Below are 11,616 nucleotides of genomic sequence, written 5' to 3' on the forward strand. Positions count from 1 at the left end.
GGTAGCCGTTGCCTGAGCGTTTCGATTGACCCACACCCTACCCCACGGGGCGGCAGCCCACCGGGGCGGAGCCTTCCGGATCCTGCCGCCCGGTTTCTTGCCCTACGGGCCTTACAGGCTCCTCACAGTTGAGGGTGCAGTCGCTGGTTGGATGGTGGCTGGCGCGTCGGTCCCGGGGTAGGCCACCTGGGGCATCTACCAGCGGACGATCGCCGCCTGCCGGCACCCCGACCCAGCCGCGGGCCGCGAGCTGATGGTCAAGCTGATCAAGTCGCTCAGCGCCGGCGTCCCCAGGCCGCTGGTCGAGATCACCGCTCGCAGTGGACTTCTTCGCGTACCCGCTCAGATCGGTCAACGGCCCACCCGATAGCGCAGGTGAAGCACCCGGTTGCCCTGAATCACCACGTCGGGATCCTCTAACAGGTGCTGCGCGTGGACCGACCCGAAGTAGCGCTTGCCAGACCCGAACACGACAGGTACGACGTCCATGCGCACCTCGTCGACCAGGCCCGCGGCAAGCACCTGGCCACCGACGTCGCCGGCGGCGACCTCGACGATGCGGTTTCCCGCGAGCTCCTGCGCCTTGACCACGGCTGCTTCGACGCCGTCGACGAAGTGAAACGGCGCCTCGGGGTCCCGGCCCTCGGGCTTCGGCCGGTGGGTCACGACGACCACGTGGTCGATCCCGCCTGGGGGCTTCCCGTCCCAGCCGTCCGTAATGTCGAAGACGTGGCGGCCGACGATTGTCGCCCCGATCTGGTCCCAGTACGGCCGGGTGTAGTCGTAGGACGTTTGTGACACCTTCAACTCGCCGCTGTCGTCCAACGGGACGTCACCGCTGGACAACCAGTCGAACAGCGGTCCGGGCTGGTCGTTCTCGTCCGCGATGAAGCCGTCTACTGACACCGAGCTGTTCATGACTACTCTGCCCATGGGCGCTCCTCTGCTTGGAACTCGTGGCCGAAGTGGGCCTGGTCGAAGTAGCCTGCGCTACTGGCGAGGTCGGCCCAGTCGATCGGTTCGGCCGGGTGGATCGAGAACACGGTGGCGGCGAAGCGGTAGGTGCGGGCCAGCCGCTTCGGCGTGAGCCGATGAGCTCCTTGAACCACTGAGCCAGATGAGTGCTGCTGACACCGGCTGCCACGCTCAGGTCGCCGATCGCCACCGCCCCGCTGATCGCCGCGATGACGCTGCTCGTCTTCACCGGCCGGTCACACAGCTCGGCCGCGGAATGGCCAGCGGAGGTCGCGGCACTCTGGACATGTACTCCACGCCCACAGTATCGCCGACGCCCCGCCCCGAGTACACCCTGCATTGTGAAGAGCCGCCTTACAGCTCCTGGCGGTAGACGAGCAGTTTGATGTCGGTGTCCGGCACCACCCAGTCGCGCTCGGGGGCCCGCTGGAAGCCGGTCTTGAGATAAAGCCCGTGGGCGCTTTCCCAGGTCAGACCGGTGGTCAGCGCCACGGCATTGATCCCGGGCAGTGACCGCGCGTGGTCGAGGATGGCGTGGACCATGGCCTTGCCGGCGCCGCTGCGCTGGACGGCCGGGTCCACAACGAGCATCCGGAATTCGAGCTCGTCATCCTGGGCGATGTCCGCATAGGGTTCGCCGGCGACGGCCAGCGTCACCGAGCCGACGATGTGTCCCGCGCGTTCGGCCACCCAGATGGTGGCGTGCGCGGCCCGCCGGGCCACATCCTGGATCTGCCGCATGTACGGGTGGTCGGCGCTCTCAAAGTAGCCCGCGGCCAGATAGGCATCCCGGGTGATGCGCGCGATGGCGTCGTAGTCGGCCGGAACTGCTGGACGGATCTTGATCTGGGGATGCACCTGTCCATGCTACGGGCGGGCGCACCGCCCAGGACACGGAACTGCGGTTTCCGTGACTGAACTATCAGAACGGCCGGCATCAGCCCAACGGCCGGCCGGCAACGGCTGGGCTACAGCGGGAATTTTCCGGAGAGCTCCAGGGTCCCGGCGCAGGTCCAGGCCGCGAGGCGTTCGTCGTCGGAAGGTCCGCCGGCCAGCGGGCTGGTCAGCCGCGGACGGCGCACCCAGCATCCGGCCTCTTCTGCGATCAGGGCACCGGCGGCGAAGTCGTGTTCGTTCAGGCCCCGTTCACCGTAGGCATCGTGGGTGCCGTCTGCCACGAGGCAGAGGTCCAGGGCGGCGGAACCGAGGCGGCGGACGTCGGCGAAGCCGTCCATGATGCTGCCCAGCCCGGCCGCCTGTTCGGCCCGGACGGCGGGGTCGTAGCTGAAACCCGTGGCCAGGATCTGGCCCGTGCGCCCGGCGACCGGGCCGGACAGCTGCGTCACCCGGCCGTCTTCCTCGAGCCAGGCGCCCTGCCCGCGGAGCGCGTAGTACCTCCGGCCCAGGGCCGGGGCGTTGACGACGCCGGCCAGCCAGACGCCGTCGGGGTCGGCCACGGCCACCGAGGTGCCGTAGTAGACGATGTTGCGGATGAAGTTGGTGGTCCCGTCGAGCGGGTCGATGGACCAGCGGTAGCCGCTGGGCGACGCCGGCAGGACGGTGCCGCCTTCCTCCCCGGTGATGGTGTCGAACGGCCGCGCCGCGGTGATGACGTCCCGGACAGCGGATTCCGCCGCGAGGTCGAAGGCGGTCACCCAGTCCCCGGAGTCGCCCTTGTTGCTGACGTCCAGTTCAGCGGTGTTCCGGCCGGCCAGGACCGCGGCCCCTGCCGCTGCCGCCCGCTGCGCGAGGTCCAGAAGTGTGGCCGGGAGGCCGGCGGTCCGGTCAGAGACATCGGCGCTCATTCGGTCACCACTTCCTGGTGGTTCTCCTCGGCATCCTCACGGGCGCCGTCGCCGGCGTCGTCCCCTGCGTCGTCCGCGCTGGCCGGTTCCGCGGCACCGTCCACCGGGCCATCGGCCAGCAGGGCGCGGAAGCCGTCCTCATCCAGGACCGGCACGCCGAGCTGTTCGGCCTTGTCCAGCTTGGTGCCCGCGTTTTCGCCCGCCACGACGTAGTCCGTTTTTTTCGAGACCGAGCCGGACGCCTTGCCGCCGCGGACCAGGATGGCCTCCTTCGCCTCGTCCCGGCTGAAGCCTTCCAGGCTGCCGGTCACCACGATCGTCAGTCCCTCCAGGGTCCGCGGCGTGGACTCGTCGCGCTCGTCCTTCATCCGGACGCCGTCGGCCGCCCAGGTGTCCACGATCTCGCGGTGCCAGTCCTCGGTGAACCATTCGGTCAGGGCGGCCGCGATCACCGGCCCGACGCCGTCGACGTGCGCGAGCTCTTCTTCGGAGGCCTGCCGGATGGCTTCCATGCTGCCGAACGCCGTCGCGAGCGCACGGGACGCCCGCGGGCCCACGTGCCGGATGGACAGCGCCACCAGGACCCGCCAGAGCGGCTGGGTCTTGGCCTTCTCCAATTCCCGGAACAGCTTCTCGGTGGTGGCCGTAGGCTTGGACGGCGTCTTCGCGGTGCCCTTGCTGTAGAAGTACGGCACCAGTTCGAACTCGCCGGTGGCGACGCCCTTGGACCGCTTTTCCCGCCGGATGCGGACGTCGGCGAGGTCTTCGGGCTTGAGCCGGAAAAGGTTCGCTTCGGTGGTCAGCGGCGCGGTTTCCGGCTCGGCCGGCTGGGTCAGGGCGATGGCGGCTTCCCAGCCGAGGGCCTCGATGTCGAAGGCGCCGCGGCCGGCGAGGTGGAACACCCGTTCGCGCAGCTGCGCCGGGCAGGATCGGGAGTTGGGGCAGCGGATGTCCACGTCCCCTTCCTTCGCCGGGGCCAGCGGGGTGCCGCAGGCGGGGCATTCGGTGGGCATCACGAAGTCGCGGACCGGCGGATCCTGCTGCTCGCGGAGGGCCAGGACGGGCCCGACGATTTCCGGGATGACGTCCCCGGCCTTGCGCAGCACCACGATGTCGCCGATCTTGACGCCCTTGGCCTTGACCACCTCCTGGTTGTGCAGTGTGGCCATCTCCACGGTGGAGCCGGCCACCTTGACCGGTTCCATCACGCCGTACGGGGTGACGCGGCCGGTGCGGCCCACGTTGACCGCGATGTCCAGCAGCTTGGTGTGGACCTCCTCCGGCGGGTACTTGTAGGCGACGGCCCAGCGCGGAACCCGGGAGGTGTAGCCGAGCGCGCGCTGGGTGGCGAAGGCGTCGACCTTGACCACGATGCCGTCGATTTCGTGGCTGAGGCTGTGGCGCTTGTCGCCGTAGCGGGTGATGAATTCCAGCACGTCCTTGAGCCCGGGCAGGACCTCGAAGTACGGGCTGGTGGGCAGCCCCCACTCGGCGAGCTGCCGGTAGGTGTCGGACTGGCTGGCGGTTTCGAGTCCTTCGCGGGCGCCGATGCCGTGCACGTACATCCGCAGCGGGCGCTTGGCGGTTTCCGCCGGGTCCTTCTGGCGCAGCGAGCCGGCGGCAGCATTGCGGGGGTTGGCCAGGGGCGCCTTGCCGGCCTCGATCAGTGCCTCGTTGAATTCGGCGAAGGCCTTGGACGGGATGAAGACCTCGCCCCGGACCTCCATCTCGGCCGGGAAGTCGACCCCGCTGAGCTGCTGCGGGATCTCCTTGATGGTCAGGACGTTGTGGGTGATGTCCTCCCCCGTAGTGCCGTCGCCGCGGGTCGCGGCCCGGATGAGCACACCGTCACGGTAGAGCAGGTTGACGGCGAGGCCGTCGATCTTGAGTTCCGTGAGCCAGGACGGCGTACCGTTGCCGAGTTTGGCGATGTTGGCCTCGGCCTTGGCGATCCACGCCTCCAGCTCCTCCAGGGAGAAGACATCCTCCAGGCTGTACATACGCTGCAGATGTTCGACGGCGGCGAAGGCGGCGGACACTTCGCCGCCCACCTCCTGGGTCGGGGAATCGTTGGCCACGAGTTCAGGGTGCATGGCCTCGATGGTTTCCAGCCGCCGGTAGAGTTCGTCGAACTCGGCGTCGGAGATGATCGGCGCGTCCTCCTGGTAGTACGCGAAGCGGTGCTTGCGGACCTCCTCGACGAGGACCTCGTACTCTTCGCGCACGGCATCGGAGGGGGTGTGTGTGTCGGTTTCTGCTGCAGTGTTCCCTGTGCTCACAGACCTATCCTGCCCTAGATCACCGACAATGTCCGGTCCGGAATCCCGGGCGCCGTGCCCCCGGGGAACTGTCGCTTAAACGAACCCGGGCCGTTGCAGCTCCCGGAATCACCGGGAGCTGCAACGGCCCGCTGGAAGCTGCGTGGTTTTACTCGTAGATGGCGATGAAGCGGCCAACCACACCACCGGCGCGCAGCTTGTCGATGGCGCCGGGGATATCCGCCTGGGTGATGAGGTTCATCGGCGGATTCAACTGGCCCGACTTCATGAGCTCGTAGATCCCCGCGAGGTCTTCCTTCGTGCCGGACTTGGAGCCCTTGATGGACAGCTGCTTGATGATGAGCGGGTAGGTGTTGATGGTGGCCTCGAGGCGGCCCATGCCGACCTGCACCAGGGTGCCGAACTCGGCGAGGGTCTCGATGGCGGCGGAGGTGGTGGTGCCGAAGCCGGCGTAGTCGACGATGAGGTCAAGGTTCTTGTCCTTGAACGCATCGATCGAGTCGGCGACGCCGGCGAGGCCGATCTCGTCGGCGAGTTTCTGTGTCTCGGGGTTGACCTCGGCGCCGTACACCTCGGCGCCGGACAGCACTGCCACGCGTGCGCCGATGTAGCCGAGCCCGCCGAGTCCGATCACACCGACCTTCATGCCGGCCTTGGCGCCGCCGACCGCCATGATGGCGTGGTAGGAGGTGAGGCCGGCATCTGTCGCCATTGCGCCAAGCTCGAACGAAACTTCGTCGGGAAGCCTGACGAGGTTGTCTGAGGTCGCCAGCAGCCTGGGGCCGAAGCCGCCGTCCCACTTGCCGTAACCGATGGCGTCGCCGTCGCCCATCACCGGGGCGAGTCCCACCCGGTCCCCGACTTTCCACTCGTCCATGCCGTCGCCCACCTCAGTGATGACGCCGGCGTTCTCGTGTCCCATGGTGCGCGGGAGGTGGGGGAAGAGGGGCATCCAGCCGGCGTCGTCCAGCGCGGTCACGTCGGAGTGGCAGACACCCGCGGCTTTGACGGCGACGACGACCTGTCCGGGACCAGCGTGCGGCTCCGGGACCTCGTTGAGCTCCAGCGGATTGTTCGTGCCGGTAAACTGCCATGCCTTCATGCGTCGTCTCCTTTTGTGAGCGTGCACTGGTTGCGTGCACTGGTTGCTTGCACGGTGAAAATGTTCGTGCCGACACGCGCCGGGGAGACCCGTGCCGGACGTGATATTCGCACTCTACGCCTCGGGCCCGGGCCCTTTCCCCTCAACGGGCGATGGCCGTCGCAACACCCGGAGAACAGTGGGTGTCGAACCCAACTGGGTGGTTAGTTCCGGTCCCGCTTAGTTCCGGTTCTCCGGAGGCAGCGCGACCTGGAGCTTGCGGACCTTGCCGCGGCCCACGATGTACCCGCGGCCGGGGACGAAGTCCGTGCTGATCCGGCCCAGCGAGGTGCTGAGCAGGCTGTCGCCGTCGATGTCGCCCGGGTTGAGCAGGAGGCCGCGGCGGCCGGACTTGAACGGCTGCGCGAGGGACCAGGCCGAGGACCAGGTGGAGGTCTCGGATTCGCCCACTACCCACTGGTCGGCCTTGATCGAGGCCGTGACGAGCCGTTCGATCCCGGATTCCGCGCCCGTGTTGGTGAAGTCGGTCAGGCCCTCGATAAAGATCGCGAGCTTGCCCGGCGTGCCGGTGGAGTAGTCCACCAGCTCGTCGATGGTTTCCTCGACGTCGTCCGCGCCCACCACGGAGCGGTCCCAGAGCTTCAGGGAAGCCGCCGCGGAGCGCCGCGAGCCAACATAGATCAGTTCGACGCCGGGGTTGGACCGGCGCAGCGCGTAGGCCAGGGTCACCAGGGCGACGGTGCGGCCGGCCCCGGGCGGGCCTGCCAGCAGCAGCGGCCCCTTGGCCAGGATCTCGGCGGGCTGGAGCGTCTCATCGTCGACACCGATGACCGGCAGGTCCGGGCTGCCGGCGGGCAGGATGTCGAGGTCGACCTGGTCCGGCAGGCGCTCGATCTGCGGGGCCCGCTCCACGCTCTGGCGCAGCATGGCCTCGCTAAGTTTGTGGACCTCGCGGGCCTGCACGGCCAGGTTGGAGTTGCCGCCGAGCACCGCGAGCTGCACCTCGAGGTTGCCCAGCAGGCCGCGTCCCGGAGGCGAGGCCTGGCCCAGGACATCCTTGGGCACGTCCATCGAGAGGTAGTCGTCCTCGGAGGAGAGGCGCAGCACCAGCCGGCGCTGGATCGAGGCCAGCAGCGACGCGGGGACCGAGTTGGGCCGGTCCCCGCTGATCACGAGGTGGATGCCGAGCGGACGGCCGTCGGTGGCGAGCTGCAGGAAGATATCCCACAGCGCGGAAAGCTTGCTGTACTCGTAGGCCTCACGGAAGGCGGACATGCCGTCCACCAGCACGAAGATCCGCTTTTCCGCCGGCTGGTCCGCCAGGGTGCGGTACTCCACGATGGTCGACGCGCGGACTTCCGAATAGCGGGCGGCACGGTCGTCGGCGAGGTCGCGGAGCCAGCGCAGCAGCCGGCCGACGCGTTCGACGTCGTCGCCGTTGATGATCTCGCCGACGTGCGGCAGCCCGTCGAGCATCTTCAGCCCCGAGGAGCCGCAGTCGATGCCGTAGACGTTCACCGGGCCACCGCGCGGCGTGACCGCGGCGGCGATCGCGATGCCGCGCAGGGCCGCGGACTTGCCCGAGCCGCCGGTGCCGTAGATGGCCATGTTCCCGTCCCGGTCCGGCTCGTAGAACACGGTGGGCTGGTCCTGGTGCGCGGGATCGTCCGCGACGCCGAGGAGCAGGCGTTCGTCCGTCCGGGGGTTCGGCAGCCTGGAGAAGTCGTAGGTGGTGGCGAGTTCGTCCAGCCAGGGTTTGCGGGGAGGCTCGATGGAGAGCACGTCGGCGGCCCTGATGATGTTGGCGGTCATCCGGGCGATGTCGTTCAGGCCCGCCGCTTCCTCCTTCACCGGGGTCTCGGGCGCCGGGGCGGCCCAGGCCGGGCCGGAGCCGAAGGCCATCTCGACGATCTCGATCTGCGGCCGCTGCGGCTTCTCCGTGGTCCAGCCGCCGGCGTAGCCGGTCTGGAAGCCCTGGATCCGGCCGGGGCCGGTCTTGGCGGCGCCGCGTCCGGGAATGGCGGGGTCGAAGTACGCCGCCGTGGGCACGCCGAGGATGTCGATCGCGTCGTCCTCGTCGGCCATCCGCAGCGCCACGCGCAGGTTGGTGTTGGCGCGCAGGCTTTCCTTGATCACGCCGGCGGGCCGCTGGGTGGCCAGGATCAGGTGCAGGCCCAGGGACCGGCCGCGGGCGGCGACGTCGACCACGCCGTCGACGAACTCCGGCACCTCGGTGGCGAGGGCCGCGAACTCGTCGACGATGATGATCAGGTACGGCGGCGCGTCCGGGTCCGCTTCACGCTGGAGTTCCAGCAGGTCCTTGGCCTTCTTCCGGTTCAGCAGCCGCTCCCGGTGGTGCAGCTCGGCCCGCAGCGAGGTCAGGGCGCGGCGGACGAGGTGCGGGGAGAGGTCGGTGACCAGGCCCACAGTGTGCGGCAGGTGCAGGCAGTCCGCGAACGCGGCACCGCCCTTGTAGTCGACAAACAGGAAACTGACCCGGTCCGGGCTGTAGGCCGCGGCCATACCCATCACCCAGGACTGCAGGAACTCGGACTTGCCGGCGCCGGTGGTGCCGCCGACGAGGGCGTGCGGGCCCTCGTTCTTGAGGTCGAGGTAGAGCGGCTCGATGCCCTTGGAACCGACCAGGGCCCGGAGCGTGCCGTTGTCCTTGCGGTTGGGCACGGCGGAGGCACGGACCGAGTTGTTTTCGGTCCACCGCTCGGCCACGGCCGCCGGGTTGTCCAGGAAGTCCTTGCCGATCAGGGTCGCGTAGGAGACGGCACGCGGCAGGTCGGAGTCGTCCTCCAACGGCTTGCCGACGTCGACCACCGGGGTGAGCATCCGGGCCAGCTGGGCGGCGAGGCCGGCGTCGAGGCTTTCGCAGCTCACCGGGAAGGTGTGCCGGCCGAGCCGGACCTGTCCGGTGGTGGTGCCGTTCTCGCCGTCTACGGCCATGAAGTCCCGGCACGCGGCCGGAAGCTGCTGCACGGAGGAAGCCACCCACATCACGTGCACCCCGGAATCCGGTCCCCGCTCGAGTACCCGGGTGAGCCGGCCGCGGTCCACCGGGGCGTCGTCCTCGACGACCACCAGCACGGTGGGCAGCAGCGGCTCCGCGAGATCGGAGCTGAGCGGGTCGACGCCGGGCCGCAGGGCCGGGTGCGGGGTGCGGGAGGAAGCCTCCCGCTGGTCAATCAGGTCCTCCAGCCGGGACAGCAGGGCCGAGCCGCCCGCGGGGCCGGCGGCAAGGTGGTCGCCGCTGAGCGGGCTGTGGCCGGAGCCGACGTGCGGGAGCCACTGCAACCATTCCCAGCGTTCCTTCGACTGCGCCGAGGTGATGGCGGCCACCACCACTTCCGCGGGCGAATGCAGGCCCACGAGCTGCAGGACCATGCCGCGGGCCACGTCGTCGACGAGGCCGCGGGAACCGGCGAGGCCGAAGGAGCCGGCGGAGCGCAGCTGCGAGACGATCGGCACACCTTCGACGTCCCGGAACTGGGCCAGGCACTGCTGGATTTCGACCATGTATTCGGCTTCGGTCTCGTTGTTGCCGGGCTCCTCGAACTGGATCCGCGAGGGCGCCGTGCCCAGGCCGAAGCGCAGGCCCAGGAAGCCGGTGTGCTCGGGACGGTGGGTCCAGAGCAGCGGGCCGAGCTTGTAGATTGAGTCCACGGTGTCACTGACCGAGGGTGCTTCCTGCAGCCGGACCGAGCGCTCCACGTTCTGCAGCCGGGTGATGTCCGTCCGGAACGCGGCCATGGACTCGCGGAACTGCTTGAGTTGTTCCTTGCGTTCCCGCTTGGCCTGCAGCTTCTGGTCCACGTAATGGCCCACGATGAACAGCGGCATCATCAGCATGAACACGACCGAGAGCACGTTTTGCGTCACGGCGAACAGGATGCCGCCCATCATCAGCGGCGCGAGCATCATGATGTACGGGAAGGCATGGTGCTCCTGGCGCTTGGGCCCGGCCGGGAGCATCCGTTTCTGCTGCTCGAAGCGCGGCACCACCCGCGGCGAGCGGTTGAAGTCGATCAGCGGGGAGCTCGGCGCGGAGCTGTGCCCGGTGCCGAGCGAGACCACGGAGACGGTCGTGTCGCCCAGGGCCACGGTGTCCGAGGAGTTCAGCATGGCCCGGGTGACCGGCAGCCCGTCCATCAGCAGCCCGTTGGCCGAATTCGTGTCCACGATCTCGACCGTCTCGCCGACCGTGATGCGGGCGTGCCGCTTGGAGGTGAGGGGGTCCGTGAGCCGGACATCAACGTCGCGGCCGCGGCCGATGTAGCTGGTGCCCGAGGGCAGCGAGAATTCGCGTCCGACGTCGGGCCCGGACAGCACACGCAGCGTCGCCGCCGCGGGTCCCCGGCTCACGCCGGGCGTCGCGAACTGCTCGCTCAGCTGCGTCAGAGAGACGATGGAGCCGGGCCGGAGTCCGGATTCCAGCAGGTTGTCCGTGCGGTCCAGGATGGTGCCCTTCATGCCGCCGGCGGCGAAGGCTTCCTCGATGCTGAGGGACAGGTTCGACGGCGGCGGGGTCCCCCGCCGGGCGGGGTCGGCGGCCCAGAGCTGGGTGGCGATGTCCGCCACCGTAGCGAGTCCGTCAACGGTGACGGCGAGGTCTTTGGCGTCGGCCGGGTCGCGGCGGAGCGTCAGTCGGATTCTCACGCTTTGGCGGTTCCGTTCAGGTCAGGGGCGGCCGGATTATCAGCGTTGTGCTTTTCAGCGTTGTGCTTTTCAGCGTTGTGCTTTTCAAGCAGGTGCAGGTCCGCCGGGGTGACGAGGTGTGAGGTGACGGCGTGTTCCACAAGCCGCGCGCGGCGGTTCGTGGCGAGTTTTCCGCCGCCGCCGCGCAGTCCGGCGACTCCGACCTTGTCGAGTTTGTCGCACACGTTGTCCAGCTTTCTGTTGAACCGGGTCAGGGCCCAGCCCAGGGTTTTGGCGGCCTCAGCCGAGGACGGGATGGCGCTGAAGCCGGTCCCCTCGCGGCGCAGCATGGGTTCGGCGAGGGCAACGATCAGGGCCTTCTGCGAGTCGGTGAAGATCACCGGGCCGATGGTGGTGTCGCCGCCGCTGTCCTCGTCGCGGGATTCCTGCCGGAAGGCGGGGGTCCTCAGGTGCACGGCGAACTCGTAGGTGGTGGGACCGGCGGTGAAAATGACGTTGGTGTGGCTGAAGACCAGCGGAATCCGGGCGCCCGGCGAGAGCCACGCCTGCATCCCGCCGGAGGCATCGGCGATGGTTGCGGAGAGCATGCTGCCGACGTTGCTGAGCCACCAGATGCCGTCATAGCGGGCGATCTGCAGGAACTGCCGGTGCAGGTACGGGTTGTCGTCCACCTCAAGGTCGCCTTCGCGGCCGATGCTGAAGACGTCCTCGTCCGAGGGCTCATGCCACTCGCCGCAAAAATCTATTGCCAGATCCCCCATATGCCGTGCCTTTCTGGAATTCGTTGGTG

8 protein-coding genes and 1 pseudogene are annotated in these 11,616 nt (G+C 68.8%); 1 reads left to right on the top strand and 8 read right to left on the bottom strand.

The features are described 5' to 3' along the window. Window positions 1–181: 181 nt before the first annotated feature. Window positions 182–313: pseudogene (locus GXK59_RS11645) on the top strand (ISL3 family transposase); the annotation flags it as partial. 38 nt (window positions 314–351) lie between these two features. On the opposite strand, the gene GXK59_RS11650 reads toward GXK59_RS11645, so the two are convergent. The 8 genes from GXK59_RS11650 to GXK59_RS11685 all read right to left on the bottom strand — a co-directional run bounded on the left by GXK59_RS11650 (window position 352) and on the right by GXK59_RS11685 (window position 11,587). After that, window positions 352–933: a dihydrofolate reductase family protein gene (locus GXK59_RS11650; protein ID WP_160666927.1), complete on the bottom strand. Its 582-nt coding sequence runs from the start codon at window positions 931–933 to the stop codon at window positions 352–354. Next, window positions 921–1,109 (bottom strand): hypothetical protein, encoded by a 189-nt coding sequence (locus GXK59_RS20480; protein ID WP_202129117.1) that lies wholly within the window; start codon window positions 1,107–1,109, stop codon window positions 921–923. The genes GXK59_RS11650 and GXK59_RS20480 overlap by 13 nt, the downstream gene beginning before the upstream one ends. 220 nt (window positions 1,110–1,329) lie before the next feature. After that, window positions 1,330–1,833: a GNAT family N-acetyltransferase gene (locus GXK59_RS11660; protein ID WP_160666929.1), complete on the bottom strand. Its 504-nt coding sequence runs from the start codon at window positions 1,831–1,833 to the stop codon at window positions 1,330–1,332. 110 nt (window positions 1,834–1,943) lie between these two features. Next, the gene (locus GXK59_RS11665) at window positions 1,944–2,780 is read right to left on the bottom strand and encodes an inositol monophosphatase family protein (protein ID WP_160666931.1); all 837 of its coding nucleotides are present in this window, start codon (window positions 2,778–2,780) and stop codon (window positions 1,944–1,946) included. Then, window positions 2,777–5,059 carry an NAD-dependent DNA ligase LigA gene (ligA, locus tag GXK59_RS11670; RefSeq protein ID WP_160666933.1) on the bottom strand — a complete coding sequence of 761 codons (2,283 nt, stop codon included), beginning with the start codon at window positions 5,057–5,059 and terminating at the stop codon, window positions 2,777–2,779. Before ligA ends, GXK59_RS11665 begins: the two co-directional genes overlap by 4 nt. A gap of 148 nt (window positions 5,060–5,207) precedes the next feature. Further along, complete coding sequence (locus GXK59_RS11675) at window positions 5,208–6,161, bottom strand: alcohol dehydrogenase catalytic domain-containing protein (RefSeq protein WP_160666935.1); 954 nt, start codon at window positions 6,159–6,161, stop codon at window positions 5,208–5,210. 219 nt (window positions 6,162–6,380) lie between these two features. Beyond that, window positions 6,381–10,826: an FtsK/SpoIIIE domain-containing protein gene (locus tag GXK59_RS11680; protein ID WP_160666937.1), complete on the bottom strand. Its 4,446-nt coding sequence runs from the start codon at window positions 10,824–10,826 to the stop codon at window positions 6,381–6,383. Then, the gene (locus GXK59_RS11685) at window positions 10,823–11,587 is read right to left on the bottom strand and encodes a hypothetical protein (RefSeq protein WP_160666939.1); all 765 of its coding nucleotides are present in this window, start codon (window positions 11,585–11,587) and stop codon (window positions 10,823–10,825) included. The genes GXK59_RS11680 and GXK59_RS11685 overlap by 4 nt, the downstream gene beginning before the upstream one ends. Window positions 11,588–11,616 lie beyond the last annotated feature (29 nt).

It is taken from the genome of Pseudarthrobacter sp. ATCC 49987 (genome assembly GCF_009928425.1).
In the GTDB taxonomy this organism is placed as follows: Bacteria; Actinomycetota; Actinomycetes; order Actinomycetales; family Micrococcaceae; genus Arthrobacter.